At 67.8% G+C, this 21,274-nt stretch carries 15 protein-coding genes; 8 read left to right on the top strand and 7 right to left on the bottom strand.

Going from position 1 to position 21,274, the window contains the following annotated elements:
• The first annotated feature begins 297 nt into the window (after positions 1-297).
• From kdpA to FCU40_RS17315, 8 genes are all read left to right on the top strand, one after another.
• On the top strand, positions 298-2,007 hold the full coding sequence (kdpA, locus tag FCU40_RS17350; protein WP_168076602.1) for a potassium-transporting ATPase subunit KdpA: 1,710 nt from the start codon (positions 298-300) through the stop codon (positions 2,005-2,007).
• Between the two features lie 18 nt (positions 2,008-2,025).
• The gene (kdpB, locus tag FCU40_RS17345) at positions 2,026-4,095 is read left to right on the top strand and encodes a potassium-transporting ATPase subunit KdpB (protein ID WP_168076600.1); all 2,070 of its coding nucleotides are present in this window, start codon (positions 2,026-2,028) and stop codon (positions 4,093-4,095) included.
• Positions 4,096-4,218: 123 nt separating this feature from the next.
• Positions 4,219-4,908, top strand: a complete 690-nt coding sequence (locus FCU40_RS17340; RefSeq protein ID WP_168076598.1) for a TorF family putative porin — start codon at positions 4,219-4,221, stop codon at positions 4,906-4,908.
• Between the two features lie 14 nt (positions 4,909-4,922).
• A complete protein-coding gene (gene kdpC, locus FCU40_RS17335; protein WP_168076596.1) occupies positions 4,923-5,513 on the top strand; it encodes a potassium-transporting ATPase subunit KdpC in 591 nt (196 codons plus the stop codon).
• Positions 5,513-8,191 (top strand): sensor histidine kinase KdpD, encoded by a 2,679-nt coding sequence (locus tag FCU40_RS17330; RefSeq protein WP_168076594.1) that lies wholly within the window; start codon positions 5,513-5,515, stop codon positions 8,189-8,191. Before kdpC ends, FCU40_RS17330 begins: the two co-directional genes overlap by 1 nt.
• A 7-nt stretch (positions 8,192-8,198) precedes the next feature.
• A complete protein-coding gene (locus FCU40_RS17325; protein ID WP_168076592.1) occupies positions 8,199-8,897 on the top strand; it encodes a response regulator in 699 nt (232 codons plus the stop codon).
• A gap of 329 nt (positions 8,898-9,226) precedes the next feature.
• Positions 9,227-11,572 (top strand): TonB-dependent receptor, encoded by a 2,346-nt coding sequence (locus FCU40_RS17320; protein WP_168076590.1) that lies wholly within the window; start codon positions 9,227-9,229, stop codon positions 11,570-11,572.
• 90 nt (positions 11,573-11,662) lie between these two features.
• Positions 11,663-12,595 carry an alpha/beta hydrolase gene (locus FCU40_RS17315; RefSeq protein ID WP_168076588.1) on the top strand — a complete coding sequence of 311 codons (933 nt, stop codon included), beginning with the start codon at positions 11,663-11,665 and terminating at the stop codon, positions 12,593-12,595.
• Positions 12,596-12,658: 63 nt separating this feature from the next.
• Here FCU40_RS17315 and FCU40_RS17310 read toward each other — a convergent pair whose 3' ends face one another.
• From FCU40_RS17310 to FCU40_RS17280, 7 genes are all read right to left on the bottom strand, one after another.
• Entirely contained in the window at positions 12,659-15,073 is a 2,415-nt protein-coding gene (locus FCU40_RS17310; protein WP_168076586.1) for a TIM-barrel domain-containing protein, read from the bottom strand.
• A gap of 2 nt (positions 15,074-15,075) precedes the next feature.
• Positions 15,076-16,323 (bottom strand): MFS transporter, encoded by a 1,248-nt coding sequence (locus FCU40_RS17305; protein ID WP_168076584.1) that lies wholly within the window; start codon positions 16,321-16,323, stop codon positions 15,076-15,078.
• Between the two features lie 200 nt (positions 16,324-16,523).
• The gene (locus FCU40_RS17300; protein WP_168076582.1) at positions 16,524-17,612 is read right to left on the bottom strand and encodes a glycosyltransferase family 4 protein; all 1,089 of its coding nucleotides are present in this window, start codon (positions 17,610-17,612) and stop codon (positions 16,524-16,526) included.
• Between the two features lie 19 nt (positions 17,613-17,631).
• Positions 17,632-18,843 (bottom strand): hypothetical protein, encoded by a 1,212-nt coding sequence (locus FCU40_RS17295; RefSeq protein WP_168076580.1) that lies wholly within the window; start codon positions 18,841-18,843, stop codon positions 17,632-17,634.
• Positions 18,844-18,984: 141 nt separating this feature from the next.
• Positions 18,985-19,659 carry an ABC transporter ATP-binding protein gene (locus FCU40_RS17290; RefSeq protein ID WP_168076578.1) on the bottom strand — a complete coding sequence of 225 codons (675 nt, stop codon included), beginning with the start codon at positions 19,657-19,659 and terminating at the stop codon, positions 18,985-18,987.
• Complete coding sequence (locus tag FCU40_RS17285) at positions 19,656-20,957, bottom strand: TolC family protein (protein WP_168076576.1); 1,302 nt, start codon at positions 20,955-20,957, stop codon at positions 19,656-19,658. The genes FCU40_RS17290 and FCU40_RS17285 overlap by 4 nt, the downstream gene beginning before the upstream one ends.
• A partial coding sequence (locus FCU40_RS17280) for an HlyD family efflux transporter periplasmic adaptor subunit (RefSeq protein ID WP_168076574.1) occupies positions 20,954-21,274 on the bottom strand: 321 nt, incomplete at its 5' end. The genes FCU40_RS17285 and FCU40_RS17280, both read right to left, overlap by 4 nt.

Here is a 21,274-nt window from a genome sequence, read left to right as displayed (position 1 = left end):
TCCGCCGCGTCCTTCTGATCTTTATGCCGTCTTTATGAGGTGGGCGGGCTTCGATATGGAGCCCTTACGCCCCGACGTGGTCCATGGTTTCCGACATCTAAGGAGGCCGGGATGGCTGATCTTATCTATGGGGCGCTGGCCTTCGGCCTGTTCGCCCTGTTTGGCGCGTTCGTCATAGCGCTGAGGCGCGTCTGACCATGATCGTGAATCTGTTGTGGGCCGCCGGGGCGATCGTCGTCGCCGGCTACATGGTCGCGGCGATGCTGCGGCCCGACAAGTTCTGACGGACCTTAGCAAATGAACTGGCAAGGCTGGGCGGAGATCGCCCTGACCCTGAGCCTGGCCGTCGCCATCGGCTGGCCTCTGGGTGTTTTCATGTCGCGCGTCTGGAACGGCGAGCGCACCTTCCTCGATCCGATTCTGCGGCCCGTCGAGGCCGTGTTCTATGCCGCCTGCGGCGTCGATCCCAAGAAGAGCCAAAGCTGGCACGCCTATGCGCTGGCGTTGCTGGCGTTCAACCTGGTGGGTTTCGCCATCACCTACGCCGTCCTGCGTCTGCAAGGCGTGCTGCCGCTGAACCCGCAGGGCTTCCCCGGACTGTCCGAGCACCTGTCGTTCAACACGGCCATCAGCTTCGTGACCAACACCAACTGGCAGAGCTACTCAGGCGAGACGACCATGTCGACGCTCAGCCAGATGATCGTGCTGACGGTGCAGAACTTCGTTTCCGCCGCCACCGGCGCGACCGTGGCGGCCGCGCTCGCGCGGGCCTTCACCGCCAATCGGGGCGAGGGACTGGGCAACTTTTGGGCGGACCTGATCCGCACGACCCTCTACGTGCTGGTCCCGCTGTCCGTGGTCGTCGCTATCGTTCTGGTCGCCCTGGGCGTGCCCCAGACCCTATCCGCCGGCGTTGTCGCGCATACGATGGAGGGCGCCGACCAGAAGATCCCGCTCTACGCGGTGGCCTCTCAGGAGGCGATCAAGATGCTGGGCATCAACGGCGGGGGCGTCTTCAACGCCAATTCGGCCCACCCGTTCGAGAACCCGACGCCGCTGACCAACCTGATCACGGCCGTGTCGCTGAACGTTCTCGGCTGGGCCTCCTTCTTCGCCTTCGGCCGCTCGGCCTTGGTCAAGAAGGACATCCGGGCCCTGGTGATCAGCGCCTTCGTGCTGCTGTTCGCGGGCGCCGCGACGATCTACGCCACTGAGACCCGCGTCCCGCCGGCTCAGATGGCCGCGGGCGCCGAGACCACGGTCAATATGGAGGGCAAGGAGGTCCGCTTCGGCGCGCCGGCCACCGCCGCCTGGGCCGCCGCCACGACCGGCGCCTCCAACGGCTCGGTCAACGGGATGCACTCCAGCCTGATGCCGCTGGGCGGAGCCATGACCATGTTCCTGATGCACTTGGGCGAGATCCTGCCCGGCGGCATCGGTTCCGGCATCGCCGTGATGGTGGTGATGGCTATCCTGGCCGTCTTCGTCGCGGGCCTGATGGTGGGCCGCACGCCGGAGTATCTGGGCAAGAAGATCGAGGCCCGCGAGGTCAAGCTGTCGATCCTGGCCGTGCTGGCCATCCCGGTCTCGACCCTGGGCTTCGCCGCCATCGCCGCGGTTCTGCCCGAGGCGCTGAAGGCGCTGATGCACTCAGGACCGCACGGTTTGTCGGAAATCCTCTACGCCTACACCTCGGCGACGGCCAACAATGGCTCCGCCTTCGCCGGCCTCTCGGCCAACGCGCCGTGGTGGGACGCGACCCTGGGCGTCTCCATGGCGCTGGGCCGGTTCCCGCCGATCGTGGCCGTTCTGGCCATTGCCGGCGCTCTGGCGGCCAAGCCCAAGCTGGCGCCGTCGGCTGGCACCCTGCCGACCCACGGCGGTCTCTTCGTCGGTCTCCTGATCGGGGTGATCCTGATCCTCGGCGGCCTGCAATTCTTCCCCGCTCTGGCCCTGGGCCCGATCGCCGAGCACTTCCAAGCGCTCGCCTTCGTCGCCGGCCACTGATCCAAGGGCGCGTCTCACATGACCTCAATCGACACCCACGCCGGGGAGGGCCGCCCCAAATCGGGCGCCCTGGCGGCCGGCCTCAACGGGCCGGTCCTGGCCCGCGCGGCCAAGGACAGCTTCATCAAGCTGGACCCCCGCAAACTGACCGGCAATCCGGTGATCTTCGCGACCTGGATCGTGGCGCTGCTATCGACGATCTCGGCGGTCGCGGCGATCGTCAACCATCAGGCCGCCGGCTTCGCCATTCAGGTGGCGCTGTGGCTCTGGGCCACGGTTCTGTTCGCTAACCTTGCCGAAAGCGTCGCGGAAGGGCGCGGAAAGGCGGCGGCCGACAGTCTCCGCGCCGCGCGCGTCACCACCAAGGCCAAGCTGCTGGTCGATGACAAGACCGGAACCTGGATCCCGACTCCCGCCCACAAGCTGGGAGTAGGGGAGGTGATCCTGGTCGAGGCTGGCGACGTCGTCCCCACCGACGGCGAGATCATCGAGGGCATGGCCAGCGTCAACGAAGCGGCCATCACCGGCGAGAGCGCCCCCGTCATCCGCGAAAGCGGCGGCGACCGCTCGGCCGTCACCGGCGGCACCACGGTCGTCTCCGACTGGATCAAGGTCCGTGTCACCGCCGAGGCCGGCTCGACCTTCCTCGACCGCATGATCGCCATGGTCGAGGGCGCCGACCGTCGCAAGACGCCCAACGAGATCGCCCTGGCCGTGCTGCTGGCCGGCCTGACCCTGATCTTCCTGATCGCGGTCGTCACGCTCTTGGGTCTCGGCAAGTTCTCGGGGGTCAATGTCGATCCGCTGGTGCTGGGCGCGTTGTTCATCACGCTTATCCCGACGACCATCGGCGGCCTGCTCAGCGCCGTCGGCATCGCCGGCATGGACCGCTTGCTGAAGGTCAACGTCCTGGCCACCTCGGGCCGCGCCGTGGAAGCGGCCGGCGACGTCGACACTCTGCTGCTCGACAAGACCGGCACCATCACCTTCGGCAACCGCATGGCCACCGAGGTGATCCCGGCTCCGGGCGTGCGCCCCGACATCGCCCTGAAGGCCGCCCTGATGGCCTCCCTGGCCGATGAAACCCCGGAAGGCCGCTCGATCATCGAGCTGGGCCGCAACCAGGGCCTGGTCGTCGAAAGCCCGAACGGTGCCACGGCGATCCCGTTCAGCGCGTCGACCCGTCAGTCCGGCCTCGACGCGGGTGGTCGCAGCTGGCGTAAGGGCGCGGTCGACGCGGTCTATCGCTCTCTATCCCTGGACCCCAAGACCATACCGGTCGAGATCACCGCCGCCGTCGATCGCATCGCCCGCTCGGGCGGCACGCCGCTGGCCGTGAGCGAGGACGGCGCCCTGGTCGGGGTCATCCACCTGAAGGACGTGGTGAAGCCCGGGGTGAAGGCGCGGTTCGCCGATCTGCGTCGCATGGGCCTGCGCACCGTGATGATCACCGGCGACAACCCGGTGACCGCCGCGGCGATCGCCTCGGAAGCCGGCGTTGACGACTTTCTCGCCGAGGCCACGCCCGAGGACAAGCTGCGCCTGATGCGCGACGAACAGGCCAAGGGCCGCCTGGTGGCCATGTGCGGCGACGGCGCCAACGACGCGCCGGCCCTCGCTCAAGCCGACGTCGGCGTGGCCATGCAGACCGGGGCCCAGGCCGCGCGCGAGGCCGGCAACATGGTCGACCTCGACAGCGACCCGACCAAAGTCATCGAGATCGTCGAGGTGGGCAAGCAGATGCTGATCACCCGCGGCGCTCTGACGACCTTCTCGATCGCCAACGACGTGGCCAAGTACTTCGCCATCATCCCGGCGATGTTCGTCGGCGCTCTTCCGGCCTTGGCCGCGCTGAACGTCATGAAGCTGCACAGCCCGCAAAGCGCCATTCTGTCGGCCGTGATCTTCAACGCCCTGATCATCGTGGCCCTGATCCCGCTGGCGCTCAAGGGCGTGAAATACCGCGCCATCGGCGCCGGCAAGCTGCTCTCGCGCAACCTGACCCTCTACGGGCTGGGCGGCCTCGTGGCGCCATTCGTCGGCATCAAGCTGATCGACCTGGTGATCTCGGCGCTGGGGCTGGCCTGATGCGCGCCCCGATCGTCCCGCCTACCATCGCCAAGGATCTGATCTTTGGGGTCGTGGCGATCGGGATCGTTCTCCTGGCGGCTTGGTCCGCCGAATTCCTTCCTGTCTGAAAGCAAGACTTCCATGACGATCAAGTACGCGTTTCCCCTGGTGGCCGCCGGCGTTCTGGCGTTCGCGGCCGGCTTGGCCCAAGCCCAGGACGCGCCGAAGCTGAGCTACAATGTTGGCGTGGCGTCGGACTATATTTTCCGGGGCGTCAGCCAGACCGACAACAAGGCGCAAATCTCGGGCGGGGTCGATCTGGCCGCTGGCCACTTCTACGCTGGAACCTGGGCGTCGAACGTCGATTTCGGCGACAAGACCGACGCCGAACTCGATCTCTACGCGGGCTTCAAGCCGAACGTGGGCAAGGTGGCGCTGGATCTGGGCGTCATCCGCTACGGCTACATCAATGCGCCGAAGGGCGCGGGCTACGACAACTATGAAATCAAGGCCGCCGCCTCGGCGCCTGTTGGCAAGGGCTCGATCGGCGGGGCGGTGTTCTACAGCCCCGACAGCTTCGGCCCCGCCAAGGAGGCTGTCTATTACGAGCTCAACGGCGCGTATCCTATCAGCGCCAAGTGGAGCGTCTCGGGCGCCTTGGGACGCCAGACCTATTCGGGTTCCGGGGATTACACGACCTGGAATGTCGGCGCGGCTTACGCCATAAATGACGGGCTGTCGCTCGACCTTCGTTACCACGACACCGATGAGCATGGTTTCGGCAAGCCGTATCGCAGCCACGCCGTCGCCTCGCTCAAAGCCGCCTTCTAGAGGAGCTGACAGCCATGCTTTCGCATCTTCGTCCCGCCATCGTCTCGATGGGTCTGTTCACGGTCCTGCTGGGCCTGGGCTATCCGCTGGCCGTGACCGGCGTCGCCCAGGCGGCGTTCCCCGCCCAGGCGGCCGGCAGTCTGGTCCGCGACCCGGGCGGCAAGGTCGTCGGTTCGGTCCTGATCGGCCAGACCTTCGCCAAGGCCGAATACTTCCACGGTCGCCCCTCGGCCGCCGGCAACGGCTATGACCCCACCGCCTCGGGCGGCTCGAACATGGGTCCGCTGTACGACAAGCTGATCGCTCGCGAGAAGGCCGACGCCGCCGGCCTTCGCAAGGAGAACCCCGGCGCGACGATCCCGGCCGACGCGGTGACCACCTCGGGATCGGGCCTGGACCCGGACATCTCGCCGGCGAACGCCCGTTTCCAGGCGCCGCGCGTGGCCAAGGCCCGCAACGCGCCCGAGGCCGAGGTTCTGTCCCTGATCGACGCCGCGGTCGCCAAGCCTCTTCTCGGGTTTATCGGCCAGCCGCGCGTCAATGTGCTAGCGCTTAATCGAGCGATCGACGCTCGCTTTCCCATGAACAACGGCAAGGGCGGTTAGTGCCGGTCGACGAACCGAAACGTCCCGATCCAGAGGCGCTCCTCGCCGCGGCCAATAGGGCGCGGCGAGGGCGCCTCAAGGTGTTTCTGGGGATGGCCCCGGGCGTGGGCAAGACCTATGAGATGCTGCGCGCCGCCCGTCGCCGAAAGGCCGAAGGACAGGACGTCTTGATCGGCGTGGTGGAGACCCACGGCCGGCGCGAGACGGAAAGCCTGCTGCGCGGCATGGACATCCTGCCGCGCAAGCCGATCGAGCATCGCGGCCGAATCCAGATGGAGTTCGATATCGACGCGGCCCTGGAGCGCGCGCCCAAGATCCTCCTTGTCGACGAATACGCCCACTCGAACGCCATCGGCTCGCGTCACCCTAAGCGCTGGCAGGACGTCGAGGAGCTGCTGGACGCCGGCGTCGATGTCTGGACCACGCTGAACGTCCAGCATCTGGAAAGCCTGGTCGATGTCATTCAGCGCATCACCGGGGTTCGCCAACGCGAAACCGTGCCCGACAGCGCCCTGTCGCGCGCCGACGCCATCGAGCTGGTCGACATCACGCCGGAGGAGCTGCGCGAGCGGATGGCGGCCGGCAAGGTCTATGTGCCGGAAACCGCGCGACTGGCGTCGGAGAACTTCTTCAAGGTCGAGAACCTGACGGCGCTGCGCGAACTGGCCCTGCGCCGGGCGGCTCAGACGGTCGACGATCAGCTGGTCGCGGCCATGCGGGAAAAGGGCGTCGAAGGGCCCTGGGCGGCGGGCGAACGGATTCTGGTGCTGGTCAGCGGCGACGCCATGGCGGGGTCTCTGGTCCGCGCCGGACGACGGCTTTCGGACATGATGATGGACGCGCCGTGGATCGTCGCCCACGTCGAGCGCACCGATCGCCCGGCGGCCGGGGAGGGCGGCGCGGCGCGGCTGCGCGAAGCCTATCGGCTGGCGGAGCAGTTGGGCGGCGCCACGGTGGCCCTGACCGGTGAAGACATCGTCGGCACGGTGATGGCCTATGCCCGGCGCGGCAACGTCACACAAATCGTTATCGGCAAGTCGATCGAGAGCCGCTGGCGCGAGATCCTCGGGCGCTCCTTGGCCACGGCGCTATTGCGCGAGGCGCGCGGCGTGGCGGTGCACGTGGTCACCGAGGCCGCGCACGAGACGCCGCCCAAGCGCGCCAGGAAGCTCGGCCTGGGTCCCTGGCAGGGCTACGCCGTCGGCGCGTTGTTCGTTGGCGCGGCCACCCTGGCGGCCTGGGGGCTGGACCTGGCGTTCGACCACGCCGACCTTGGCATGATCTATCTGGCCGGTGTGTTGGCCGCCGGCGTTCTCTACGGGCTGAGACCCGCCCTGGCGGCGGCCACGGCGGCCTTTCTGGTCTACAACTATCTGTTCCTGGCGCCGCGCTACAGTTTCCAGATTGGCTCGCCGACCGACTTCATCACCTTGATCGTCTTCTGGGCCGTGGCTCTGGCCTCGGGCGGCTTGGCGGGGCGCGTGCGGGATCAGGCCCTGGGCTCGCAGCGCCGCGCCGCCGCCGTCACGACCCTTTTGGCGGCCAGCCGCACCCTGTCGGCCGCCACTGGACGCGACGCCGTCGCGCGCGCCCTGGCCGAGCAGGTTTCGGCCGCCGCGGGCGGGAGGGCGACCGTGCTGCTGCCCGAGGGGGAAGAACTGGCTCCCATCGCCGGCGCGCCCAGCCTGGAGCCTCTGGACGCCGCCCAGATGGCCGCCGCGCGCTGGGCCTGGGAGAAAGGGGAGGCGGCCGGATTCGGCACGGGCACCTTGCCTCAGGCCCGCTGGACCTTCTGGCCGCTGGAGGGGGTCCGCGCTCGCGCGGGGGTCGCCGGAATAGAGGCGGGCGCCGCGCCGCCCGGTTCGGATCTGGAACGCCTGGTCCTGGCCCTGCTGGAACAGGGCGCGGTGGCGCTGGAGCGTTCGCAGTTGGCCTCGGAAGCCGTCGAGACCGAAACCCTGCGCCGCGCCGACCGCTTCCGGTCGGCCCTGATGAACTCGGTCAGCCATGACCTGCGCACGCCGCTCTCCACCGTCATGGGCGCCTCCAGCACGTTGCTGGAGTACGGCGACAAGATGAAAAAGGCGGTGCGCGAAGACCTGCTGCTCAGCATCCGCGAGGAGGCCGAGCGCCTCAGTCGTTACGTCGCCAACCTGCTGGACATGACCCGTCTGGAAGGCGGCGCTCTGCGTTTGCGTACCGACTGGACCGACGTGCGGGACGTCCTCAACGCCGCCGCCGAGCGCGTGAGCCGTCGGTTAGGCGGCCGGGTGCTGGCTCGCGACTATCCGCCCAGCCTGACCCTGGTCCAGGCCGATGCGAGCCTTCTGGAACAAGTGGTTGTCAACATTCTAGAAAATGCCGTGACCTACAGCGATCCCGGCAGCCGGATCGAGCTGGCCGTCTACGAGGATCGCGCCAATGTGGTGATCAGCGTCGAGGACGAGGGCAGGGGCGTTCCGGCCGCCGAATTGGAGCGGATCTTCGACAAGTTCCGCCGCCTCGAGGAACCCAGCGACCGCAGTCAGGGCGCGGGACTTGGGCTTGCCATCGCCAAGGGGTTCGTCGACGCCATGGGCGGTCGCATCGCGGCCGCCAGCCCGATCCACAATGGACGCGGCACGCGGATGCTGATCAGTCTGCCCAAGACCATCGCCACGTCGCATCATCTGCTATGAAGCATCCATGACCGCCGTGCGCCAGCGCATCCTCGTCATCGACGACGAGCCGCAGATCCATCGCTTCCTCGGCCCCGCGCTCGACGCCGCCGGCTACGAGCCTTTGCGCGCCGACAGCGGCCAGGAAGGCCTTCGAGGCGTAGCCCTGTGGTCGCCCGACGCCGTGGTCCTGGATCTGGGCCTGCCGGACATGGACGGCAAGACGGTGCTTGAAAAGGCCCGGGCGTTCTATGATGGCCCGATCCTGATCCTGTCGGCCAGGGATCGCGAGGTCGAGAAGATCGAGGCCCTGGATCGCGGCGCCAACGACTATGTCGAAAAACCGTTTGGAGTCGGCGAGTTACTGGCGCGTCTTCGCGCCGCGCTCCGTCAGTCCGGTAAAAGCCCCACGCCACGAGGACCGATCCGGGCTGGTGACGTCGAGATAGATCTGGAAATGCGCCGCGTCACCAGAGCCGGCGCCTTCGTGAAACTTTCGCCCCGTGAATACGAAGTTCTGACCCGGCTAGCCCTGGGCCATGGCAAGGTTCTGACGCACAAGGATCTGCTGACGGCGGTCTGGGGGCCGGCCCACGCCGACGACACGCAATATCTGCGAGTCTTCATCGGCCAGCTTCGTCAAAAGCTCGAAGCCGATCCATCCGCGCCGACGATGCTGGTGACCGAACCCGGCGTTGGCTATCGCTTCGTGGGCGACGATCCGTAGGTCCAGGCTGATAGGGCTTGGCGCGATATGGTAATTATTTCTGATAATATATCTTAGACGATAGTTGTATAACTTCCACTAAATCCTTCGGAGGGTCGGCCGCAGCGTGGACAGCCGCTAGAGACACGTGCTGACCGACCGCCGACCGCCCCATGCGATAAAATGCCGCGCGTTCTAGTTGCGGACGTGGATTTAGAGTCCGGCCCAATGCCACCCGGACCACAAAATTGTTCGACCACTTACCTAAGTGGCTTGACCAATATGTCCTGGGGGCTTAGCGAAGACGAAAAATACCAAAAAGCAAAAACGACTAAGGGAGGGATATCACCATGCGAAAGTCGATCCTGCTCGCGAGCGCGGCCGCCACCGTTCTGGCCGCGCCGTGCCTGGCCTCGGCCCAGGAAAAAAGTGAAAGCACCGGCCTGGCCGAGATCGTCGTCACCGCCACCAAGCGTTCCGCCAATCTGCAGAGCGTTCCCGTGGCCGTCACCGCCATCACCGGCGAGACCATCCAGAACCAGCGCATCAACGAATTCGGGGATCTGACGCGCGCCGCCGCGTCCCTGACCCTGACCCAAAGCACGGCTTCGCCGAACAACGCCATTATCCTGCGTGGCATCGGCACCTACGCCTTCTCGATCGGCGTCGAGCCGTCGGTGGCGGTGATCATCGACGACGTGCCGGTGGTGCAACAGGCTCAGGCCTTCGACAATCTGGCCGATGTCGAGCGCATCGAGGTTCTGCGCGGGCCGCAGGGCACGTTGTTCGGCAAGAACGCCAGCGCCGGCGCGATCAACATCGTCACCCGCGATCCCTCCCCTCGCCTGGAAGGCCGCGCCTCAGCCACGGTGACGACGGATCACGCCTACAAGGTCGACGGCGCGCTCTCGGGTCCGATCTCGGACTCCACCGGCTACCGCGTCAGCGCCTATTACGGTCACTATGACGGCAATGTCCGAAACCTGTCGAACGGCCACCGTCTGAACGACAACACCTCGTATGGCGTGCACGGCAAGCTGCGCAGCGAACTGACCGACAAGCTGGTGCTGTCGCTCAGCGGCTCCTATGCCCGGTCCAAGTCGGACGGCACCGCCGCCACGCTGCGCTACATCGATCTCAACTACATTCCGGCCGGCGCGACGACGCCGGTGATCCCGAAATATAACGGCGTGCCGATCTTGCCCGCCCTTGCCGGTATCACGCCGGGTCCCAACAACCGCCGCACCCACGTCGACGACGATGGCTTCACCGATAACAAGCAGGCCAGCTTCAGCGGCAAGCTGAGCTACGACCTGGGCTTCGCCAACCTGATCTCGGTCACGTCCTATCAGGATTGGAAATACAATTTCTCGGCCGACGTCGACGGGACCGACCTTGCCGTCAACGGCGCGGCGCCCAATGTCACCAATCCGATCGCGCCGGGCGTCGGGGTCAGCAACTCGGGCCCCTACCACGCCACCTCGTTCACCCAGGAAGTCCGCCTGACCTCGAAGACCGAAGGCCCGCTGTCCTATGTGGTCGGGGCCTTCTACGCCGACTCCAAGACCACGCGCGCCTTCCAACGCGGCCCGGCCCTGCTCCTCGCCAATTGGACCGGCTGGCAGAGCACGCGGAGCTTGGCGGCCTTCGCTGGCGTCGACTACAAGTTCCCGACTAACACCACGGTCAGCGGCGCGGTTCGTATCAACAACGAGCGGATCCAGGACAGCTTCGTCAATCTGCTATCCACCGCTACGGTCTACACGTCGCCGACCAGCATCGGCACCTGCGGCGCGGGCAGCCAGCTGTGCGCGGGCACGAATACCGACACGGTCGCCACCTGGAAGCTGTCTGTGAACCAGGAACTGGCGCCCCGTGTGACCGGCTATGTCAGCGTGGCCACCGGCTACAAGGGATTCGCCTACGACATCTCATCGGGCTACACGCCGCTGCGCACGCAAAACCCGGTGCAGCCCGAGAAATCGACGTCGTATGAAGGCGGCATCAAGAGCCGGTTCTTCGACAACCGCGTCCAGCTGAACGTCGCGGCGTTCCTGACCAACTACAATAACTTCCAGGCCCAGTCGTCGCAGTACATCAACGGCGCCCTGCAGCAGAAGCTGAACAACGTCGGCAAGCTGCGCACCAAGGGCGTCGAGGTCGAGGCCCAGGCCAAGCCGGTCGACTGGCTGCGTCTGGACGCGTCGGTGGCCTATACCGACGCCCAGGTGCTGTCGTTCCCGAACGCCGCCTGCTATCCGGGCCAGGCCCAGACGGGCGTGGGCTGCGCGCCGTCGACCAATCCGCCGGGCCTCGGCAATGTTCAGGACCGCTCCAACACCCAGCTGCCCAATAGCCCGAAGTTGAAATTCAACCTCGGCGCGTCGCTCGAGCATGATCTGGGCGGCGACATGAAGGGCGTCCTCGGCCTGACCTACCAGCACCAGAGCAAGGTCAATTTCGACCTGCTGGGCAATCCGCTGGCGGAACAGAAGGGCTATGGCGTGCTCAACGCCTCGGCCTCGGTCGAGAAGGGCGATATCAAGGCGACCCTGTTCGTCAACAACCTGTTCAACGAGCACTTCGTCAGCGGCATCGGCGACGGCTTTGGCTCCTACGGCGTGCACCTGACGACCCAAGTGCTGTCGCGCGACAGCGATCGCTATTTCGGCCTCAAGGTCGAGACGAAGTTCTAGTTCCCTCTAGAACCAAGCCTGCGAGGGGGAGCGGACAAGAGCCGCTCCCTCTTTTTTTGACGATCGACGACAACCCGAGGAAGGTCCGCGATGCGCAACCCGTCCACCCGCCGCCTTGTTGGTCTGCTGGCCGGGGCGGCGACCTGCCTGCTCAACTTGACCGCCAGCGCGGCGCCCGGCGATTGGGTCAAGGGCGTACTGCCCCTGCCCCCTCAGAAGGAGCCGCCCTCGGTCGCCCTCCCCGTGGCCGCCGAGCAGGCTAGCCCGGCCCACGAGGCCTGGGCTCAGCAGGATCCGACCCAGCGACTGCTCTATAACGTCTCGCGCCCGTCGCTGACGCCGATGCCCGCCAGCCTCTCGGGCGACAAGGACGGGCCGGCGGTGATCCTGATCCCCGGCGGCGGCTTTCAGTTCCTGGCCATGGACAACGAAGGCTACGACGTGGCCAAGCGGCTCGCCCCCCTGGGCGTGCGGGTCTTCATCCTGAAATATCGCACCCAGCCCCTGCCCGACAGTTTCGAGGGCTTCAAGGACGCGATCAGCGGCACGTTCCAGCGCGGCGAAGGCGCGGACGCCCGGGCCCGCCAGGCCCCCTACGCCATCGCCGACGCCGAGTCCGCGATCCGCATGGTCCGCGCGCGGGCGAGCGAGTGGCATGTGGATCCCAAGCGGATCGGCGTCCTGGGCTTCTCGGCCGGCGCCATGACGGTGCTGGGGGTGTTGCAAGCCAACCTGTCGGACGCGCGGCCGGATTTCGCCGGCATGATCTACGGCCCGACTCAGTCGGCTGATGTCCCGCCGCACGCGCCACCGCTGTTCGCCGCGCTCGCCGCCGACGACCGCTTCTTCCAGTCACAGGATCTCAGCCTGATCCACAACTGGCGCCTGTCGGGCGCTTCGGTGGAACTGCACCTTTATAGCGCGGGCGGCCACGGCTTCGCCTCGCAGCCCCATGGCGTGACCAGCGACGCCTGGTTCGACCAGTACGCGCTGTGGCTGAAGGCCATGAAGTTCACGCCCTGATCGGGCGCGGTTCTATCCCAGAGCGCCGGCGGCCGACGCGAACGTCCGCGCCGGCCGCTTTCTTTAGACCGCCCAGGTCAAGCTCAAGCGCTCGACGCCTAGGGCCTCGGTCCGCGCGACGGTCGCGGGCGCGCCGTTCAGCGCGACCCGGCGGGTCTCGTCGCGAGGCAGAAGGATCCGCAGGGCGTTGGCCGGGGGCGGTGTCGATCCCGTCCATCCGGCCTCGATCGCCAGAGACCCGACGTCGGCCTCGACCTTCAGGGTCCAGCCCTGCGCCACGGCGGGGTCGCGCGGCGCGGACTCACGCTCGTCAAAGCCGCTCCACGTCATGGTCCCCGCCTGAGGCGGATACAGGAGAACGCCCGGCTGGGGCTCGGCGGCGGCGAAGCCCGAGGGGGCAAGGTCGACAAACACCCCCGAGCCTTCGCGGGCCAGAATCGGGGGCAGCCCGCGCGGCGGCGCGGCCAGATCGTATTCGGCGCCGCCCGCATGGCGGACGTCATCGCGTAGGTCGCGCCACGCCGCCCCCGCCGGCAGATAGGCGCGCACGCTCTGGACGCCTTCGTCCAGCGCGGGCGCGACCAGCAGGTCTGGGCCGAGCATATAGGCGTCGCCGTCCTCCCAGGTCCGAGGATCTTCCGGGAAGTCCAGCCACAGCGGCCGGGTCACCGGCTGATAATCGGCGTGATGGCGCCAGAGCAGGTCGTGCAGCAGCGGCTGTAGCGCACGCCGCAACCGCATCATGTCGACGATGTCGGGCGTGGCCTCGGGATACATCCAAGGCTCGTTGACGGTGCGGTCGCTGTTCCAGCTGTGGATCGAGAAGCGGGGCATGACGATCCCGGCCTGAACCCAGCGCAGCAGCAGCTCGGGACCGGGCGCCGGACCGGCGAACCCGCCGATGTCGTGCCCGGTGTTGGAGACGCCGGACAGCGCCATGCCCAGCCCCATCTTCTGATTGAAGCGCAGCGTCTTCCAGGCGGTGTAGTTGTCGCCCGACCAGGTCTGGGCGTAACGCTGCATTCCGGCCATGCCGCTGCGAGTCACGACGTAAGGCCGCTCGCCGGGGCGGTAGGCGATCTGCGCGGCGCGGCTGGCGCGCATCATCAAGAGCGTTTGCACAGGGCGCTCGCCGGCCGCCGGACGCCCCTCGCCAAAGCCGGCGATGCGGGCGCGCGCATCCCAGATCTCGTACTCGTTATTGTCGTTCCAGGTGGAGCGGATGCCGTGGGCCAGCAATTGCTCCGTGACCCGCGCGCGCCACCAGGCCGCGGCGTCCGGGTTCGTGAAGTCGATATAGCTGCCAACCTCGTCCCAGAACTGGCAGATGATCGGATCGCCGTCCGCGTCACCGACGAACCACCCCTTCGCCGCCAGATCGGCGTAGAGCGGGTGGCTGACCAGCAGGGCGGGCTTGATGTTCGGAACCAGCTGCACGCCGGCCTCGGCATAGTCGCGAACGAAGCCGCCGACGTCCGGGAACTTGTCGCGGTTCCAATGGAAAACATAACGCTTGTCGCCGATCGAGGTGTAGCCCGACGACAGGTGGAAGGACTCGCACGGGATATCGTGGCGGCGAACGCCGGCGATGAACTCTCCCATCCGCTCCTGGGCGTTCGGCGCGTCCGTGTAGGTCATGGTCGAGCCGGAATAGCCGACCGCCCAGCGCGGCATCAGCGCCGGCCGTCCCGTCAGCCAAGTGTAACGCCGCGTGACCTCCAGGGCGTCGGGCCCGGCGATCATGTAGTAGTCGAGATCGCCGCTGTCGGCGCGCATATAGCGGTAGCGGGGGTGATAGTTGTCGTGCTCGTGGCCGAAATCGAACACCGGATCGGCCGTCGTGTCGTAAAACACGCCGTGCGCCATGCCCTCGGCGTCGACGACGAGAACATAGGGGATCGACTTGTACAGCGGGTCGTCGCTCGAGGCGTCGTAGCCCATCGGGTCCAGATTGGTCAGGCGGAACCGGCGTCCGGCCCGGTCCATGGCGCCGGCCCGTTCGCCCAGGCCGTAGTAGCGCTCGCCAGGCTGGCGGTTGACATAGTGATAGACGCCGCCGTCCCACCAACCGAAGTTATAGGCCTGGGTCGGGCGGTCCTCGGCGATGACGCGCCAGCCGTCGCGACCGGGCTGCGACCAGCGGCAGAAGAAGCCGTCCAGCGTAATCTCAAGGCGCAGACGCGTCGTGGTTAGAACCAGCCTCCCCTCGCCCTCCCCCACGGTGAAGGCCGGCGCGGCGAACCCCGATATGTCCATCCGATCTCGGCCCGGCTCGGCGATATCGTCTTGGCCCGGCGCGACGGCCCAGCTGGGCGGAGACGTCACGCGCCCGCCCGCCAGAAGCAGGACGCGGATCACATCCTCTTCGAGCACGAAGACGTGGGCGATCGCGCCGGTGTCGGCGCGCAAGGTCACGCGCGGGCCGGCGCGCTCGGCAAGCGCGAACCGGGGCGGATGGGCCAGACTGGCTTTGCGCATGATCACGCCTCTCGCACGATGAGATGGCGACGCATGGCCAGCAGCCACAGCGCGCCGATAAGATCAAAGACGCCCAGGCAGGCGAACAGCGGCGCGAAGCCGATCCGGTCCGCCAGCTGGCCGATCGCCAGGGAGAACAGGAGGCCCCCGGTCCAGCCGGCCATGCCGACCAGGCCGTTGGCCTTGGCGATGTCGCCCTTGGGGAAGACGTCGGCCGACAGGGTGTTGATCAGGACCGAAATCACCTGGTGCGCGAAGCCGCCTATGGCCAAGAGGGCGATGGCCGCCATCGGATGGCCGACCAGTCCGACGAAGCCCGGCGCGATCATCAGCACCGCGCCCAGGGCGACGCCGGCGATGCGCGATCCTTCCAGGCTGAGGCCACGCCAGCGTTGCAGCAGCGGCGCCAGGTAGCCGCCCAGAATGCCGCCCGCGTCGGCCGCCAGGAACGGCATCCACGCGAACAGGGCGATATGGGCCAGGTCCATGCCCCGCTCCTTGGCCAGGTACAGCGGGATCCAGAACGAGAAGGTCTGCCAGGCGGGCTCGGCCAGGAACCGCGGCACGGCGATCGCCCAGAAACGGGGGGTGGCGACGATCGCCCGCAGGGTCGTGGCGCTGGCGGGCACCGGACGCTGGCCGGCCTGGATCTCGGCCAATTCTCCCGTCGAGACATACCCCGCCTTGCTGGGCGAGCGGTAAAGGCGGAACCAGACGGCGGCGAAGACGACACCGATCGCCCCGGTCACGACGAAGGCCGATTGCCAGCCCCAGGTCTTGGCCACCAAGGCCACCAAGATGGGGGCGATCACCGCCCCCAGAGAGGTGCCCGCGTTGAACCAGCCCACGGCGACGGAACGCTCGCGGTCGGGAAACCACTCGCCGATCGATTTCATGCCGGCCGGGACGGCGGCGGCCTCGGCCATGCCCAGGAGACCGCGAAACGCCGCCAGGGAAAACCAGCCCCTCGCCGCGCCATGGGCCATGTTGGCCAGGCTCCAGGCCAGGGCGAACAGCGCGAAGCCCGCTGTCAGGCCAATCCGGTCGATCAACAGGCCGGCTATGGGCTGCATGACCGTATAAGCGACCTGAAACGCTCCGACGATGTAGCTGTATTGCTGCGTCGTGATCGCCAGGTCGTGCTTCAGCTGCGGGGCCAGAACGCCGAGAGCGTTACGCGCGATGTAGTTGATGATCGTGCCGACGATCACCAGCAGGAGAATACGCAGTCGCGCCGAGCGCCAGGTCAATATTCCGTCTCCCCGCCTGTTCTAACCGACGCCAAAGGCGGCCTTGGCGATCCGCTCTGGCTGGACGCGACAGCGGGATCTTCCTGGGCCGCGAGGCGGTCGGGCGCGCTTGCGGCGCTAGCCATCCATGGGCAATCGAAAGTGGTCTGTCAATTTGATTGGAATGGTCAGGCCACTTTTCACCCTATCTGAGCGGCGCGCTAGGTGAGCGGGCCTGGGAGGCGAGCGTAGATCGCCGCGCCCGCGCGGGCGAAGGCCTCGGCGCCGAAATGGGCCAGGACATGGTCTCGCGCCGCGCGGCCCATCGGTTCCAGCGCCTCGGGATGGGCCAGCAGCCCGCGCAGAGCCGCCGCCAGGGCCTCGGGATCGTTCGGCGGAACCACCATGCCGGTGCGCCGGTCGAGAACGCTGTAGGGCAACTCGCCGACCGCCGAGACAATCGTGGGGAGCTGAGCCTGCATCGCCTCGTGGGCGGCGATGCACAGACCTTCGGAGCGCGAGGGCTGCAGATAGAGATGCAGGCCGGTCAGGAACCCGGCCGGATCGGCCTGAAAACCGATCAGTTGGACGGTGTCGACGCCCTTGTCCGTCAAGCGCCGCTCCAGCGCCTCCCGCTCAGCGCCGTCGCCGGCGATACGCACGCGGAACGGCGCGGCCGGCTGGAACCCCTCGGCCTTCAGGATCGCGAGCGCGTCGATCAGCACGTCGTAACCCTTGACCGGGTGCAGCCGCCCGAGACTGCCCAACTCGACCGTCTGTCCGGCGCGCCAGGGCGCGGCCGTGGGCGCGTCGGCGCGGGCCGCGAACAGTGGCCACGTGGTCAGGCGGTCCGGCGGAACGCGCAGGCGGTGGGCGGTCAGTCGCGTGGTGTTGTTGGAGTCGCCGATCCAGAGACGCGACAGGCCTCGTGTCGCGCGCAACAGGAACAGATTGGCCGGCTTCAGGTAGGCCGCATGCTGCCAGCTGATCACGGGCAGACGGCGGCGCAAGCCCACCAGTTGGCCCAGCAGCGTGGCGCGGGTCAGCGAGGTCCAGATCAGGTCTGGCCGGCGCTCCGCGATCATCCGGTTCAGCCAGCGGAAGGCGTCGAGGTGGTCGCGCTCCGCCCCAGGGCGGACATGGACGGTGAGGCCCGCCGCCTCCATCGCCGCCAGCCCTCGGCCATCCCGTCGGGTCAGGGCGAAGATCTCGACCTCGGCCCCCTGTTCGATCAGGACGCGCGCGACCGCCGGCACCGGCGCGGCCGCGCCGCCGCCTTCCAGGGAGTTGATGACATAGGCGATGCGCATACGACCTCCCCGCTCCGCGTCAGGCGTCGATGTTCGGGGAGACCGCGGCTCCCGAGGCGACACCCTCAAGCGCGTTCACGCCGGCGAACCGAGCAATGGCGCGCGCCGCCCGGCGGGCCGAGGGCTCCGCGGTCAGATCGAAGCTTCGCGCGAACAGCTCTTGTTGGACGGGGCGCCAGACGGAGTCCTGGTCGCGTCGGGCCTGTTCCAGGGTCGCGCCCAGCTGGTCGACGCCTTCAATGACCGGTCCGGCCCGCCAGTGTTCGAAATTGGCGTCTCCGACCCAGTCGAAGCGATGCGGATTGAGGAACACGCAGGGTCTTGGATGCAGCAGGAACTCGTAGATCTGGCTGCTGACATCGCCCAGATAGATGTCCGCCCTCTGGGTATAGGTCATGGTCGTCGAGGCGCGACTGCCCAGGTCGATATGGATGTTGGGGGCGCGCAGGAACCGTTCGTCGATCCGCCCGGCCCGGTCGACACGCAGCTTGTCGATGGTCAGCACATAGGGCCGCTCGAACAGCATAACATGCGGCGCGAAGATCAGCTGGTATTCCTCGTGCGCGACGAACCAGTCCAGCACCGAACGGCCGATCTCGTACCAAGACGACAGATGCGGCGACGGATGGGGGTTGTAGAGGACCACCGGCCGGCTCTCATCCAGCATCGGCATGGCGGGCCGGGGCGGCGCCAGATCGAACTTCGGATAGCCAACGATCGTGATGCTCTCTGGAGCCACGCCCGCCTCGGCGATCAGCCGCTCACGGATCTTCGGTCCGGAGACCAGCACGTGATCGAAGCCGGCGCTGGCCTTGTCGAAACCGATGGCGCGATCGCCCGCGCCGTGGCGGGTGTGGACGATCCTCAGATCGTTGAGACCATAGCGCGTCTTGAGGATCAGCGAGGTCTTCTCGGCCACGACCAGAATGTCTAGTGACCGGAAGAAATCGAGATTGTCGCCATAGATCAGCAGCTTGACGGCGGGCAGAACGGATTCCAGCGTCGCGGCCATCAGCCGAGAGCCCGACTTGGTCAGGCCCAGCTCGACCGCCTTGATCCGCCGGCCGATCGCGGGGCCGGCGATGCGGCGGACCTCGGCGCTCAGGCGAGCGTTGGTGGTCGCCACGACGATGTCGAGATCAGGATGAGCGTCGGCCAAGGCCATGGCGATGGGCAGGCTATGCGCCACCTGATGGATCTGGTCGTGATTGAAAAGAAACCCAATCCGCATGGTTCTAAGGCGCCGTCAACGCGCCGACTCCTGGGCAGTCCAGCGCCTGAACGCCGAGGGCGTGTTACGGCCGATGGTCTCCGATGTAAACACGTGCGGTAGAGCCGGGCGCCGCTGGGACGCACGGCTTCCCGTGTCGCGTCAGGACAGTCGGCCGTCTTCCATGCGCAGGACACGGTCGGCCAGATCGGCCAATCGCGGATCGTGGGTCACGCACACCACCGTCGCGCCGCTGGCGTGCGCTTCCTCGCGCAGCAGCTTGGCGACCTGACGGCCGTTCTCGGAGTCCAGGGCCGAGGTCGGTTCGTCGGCGAAGATCAAGGTGGGACGCTTGGCCAGGGCCCGGGCGATCGCCACGCGCTGCTTCTCGCCGCCGGACATCTCGCCGGGCAGATTACGCAGGCGGCGCGACAGACCCACGGCGTCAAGGGCCGCCGCCGCGCGGCTCCGGGCCTCGGCCGCGCCGACGCCCTGCTGGCGCAGCACGATCTCGACCTGCTGGCTGGCGGTCATGGCCGGCAACAGGTGGAAGCCCTGGAAGATGAACCCGGCGTTGGCCAAGCGAAAACGATCGCGCTGGTTCGGACTGAGCGACTCCAGATGTTGACCCAGGGCCATGACGACGCCCTCATCCGGCGTCAGCAAGCCGGAGAGAATAGCCAATAGGGTCGACTTTCCCGAACCGGACGGACCGGTGATCATCGCCAACTCGCCAGGACGCAGACTCAGCGTCGTGGGCAACAGAGCGTCGATGCGCAGATGGCCTTCGCCATAGCTCTTGCGCACACCCTCGACGCTCAGCGAGACCTCGCTCATGCGCGGCCGCCCGCGGCCAGGATGAGATCCAGATAGGCCCGAGCGCGAGCCGCCGAGGCGTCGGCGAGGGCCGCGCGCGCGGCGGAGACGGCGGCGTCCAGGCGCGTCAGGGCCGCGCCGTCAATCTCGCCCTCGCCATGGCGCGTTTGGCCCAGCGCTCTTGTTCGCTCGGCCTGGGCCAAGGTCTCGCGCGCCAGGGATTCGGCGATCGTCGCCTGGTCCAGCGCGCCCAGCGCCAGGCGCGCTTGCGCCCAGGCGTCGCCGACAGCCTTGCGATAGGCCAGTTCAGCCAAGGTGGCGTCGGCGGTCGCGCCGCGTTTCCGCGCCTTGCCCGCGCCGCCGTCGTAGAGCTCGTGCGTAAGCCCGCCGACAACCGACCAGGCCAGGGCCCGCACGTCCAGCAGATAGAACAGGTCCGGCTCCCCGCCCCCCAGGCTGCCCGTCAGGGTGAACCGGGGACGCGTGGCGGCCACGGCCTCGGCGCGCCGCGCGTCGGCGGCTTGCAGTCGCGCCTGCGCGGCCTGGATGTCGGGACGGCCCAGAACCGCTTCCGAGGGCAGGCCTTCCAGGGCGGGGGTCGTCAAAATAGCGCCGCCGAAGGCGGGCTCGTCGATCGGTCCGTCTTGGCCCAGCAGTTGGCCGAGGCGAATGCAAGCGCTCTCGACGCCGCGTCGCGCCGTGTCCGACTCGACCAGGGCGGCGCGGGCGTCGCGATGCGCGGCCTGAACATCGTCGCCCAAGGCGTCGCCTTCCGCGCGACGTTTTGAGATCAGCTCTTCGTTCCGCCGCGCCGCGGCCAAGGCGCCCTCGGTCGCCGCGCGCTTGGCCTGAGCTTCGCGCAGATCGACATAGGCCTTGGCGGTCTCGGCCATCACCAATTGGCGAGCGACCTCGACATCGGCCTGAGCGGCGGCCTGATCGGAGCGAGCCGCGGCGAGCGACGCCTTAAGCCGGCCAAACAGGTCGACCTCGTAACCCACCGAGGCGGGAACGCCCGCGCCTTTATGGACCGAGGAGAAGTTGGCCGCGCCGATGGCCGCGTCGGCGCCGACCGTCGCGTGCGGACGCTGACCCGCGCGGGCCAGATCGACATCGGCGCCAGCCCTTTCGAGACGCGCCACGGCGATCTTGAGGTCCAGCGAACCTTGCGAAGCGCGCGTCAGAAGATCGCGCAGAACCGGATCGTCTAGCTGGGGCCACCAGGCGGGCGTCAGCGCGGCGACGGGCGGCGGGGCCGGCGCTCGAGACGTGTCGGGCGCGCCACTCAGGGCCAGAGCCAGAACGGCGGCGGTGATCACTGGCCGATCCTCGCCAGCACCCGTTGACCCAGACGCAGGCCGTTCGGTTGGTCGAAGGCCAGCACCATGCGCAGCACGCGGGAATCGGCGCGCGCGCCGGGCTGATCGTCCAGCGAGGCGGACTCGAACGCTGGAGACACGCGCAGCACCCGGGCCTTATAGCTGGCGCCCTCGCCGCTGGCGTCCGTGACCCAGGCGGTCGCGCCGGGGGCGACGCGACCGACGAAGGCCTCGTCCAGCTCGGCGCGAATGATGCGAGGCGCGTCAGGAGCGATCACGAACATCGGCGCGGCCGCGCTCGGGCCGGCCGTCGCGCC

It is taken from the genome of Caulobacter sp. SSI4214, assembly GCF_012184455.1.
GTDB lineage: Bacteria > Pseudomonadota > Alphaproteobacteria > Caulobacterales > Caulobacteraceae > Caulobacter > Caulobacter vibrioides_E.
The sequence above is the reverse complement of the archived record's forward strand: the minus strand, read 5'-3'. Positions and strand labels throughout refer to the sequence as shown.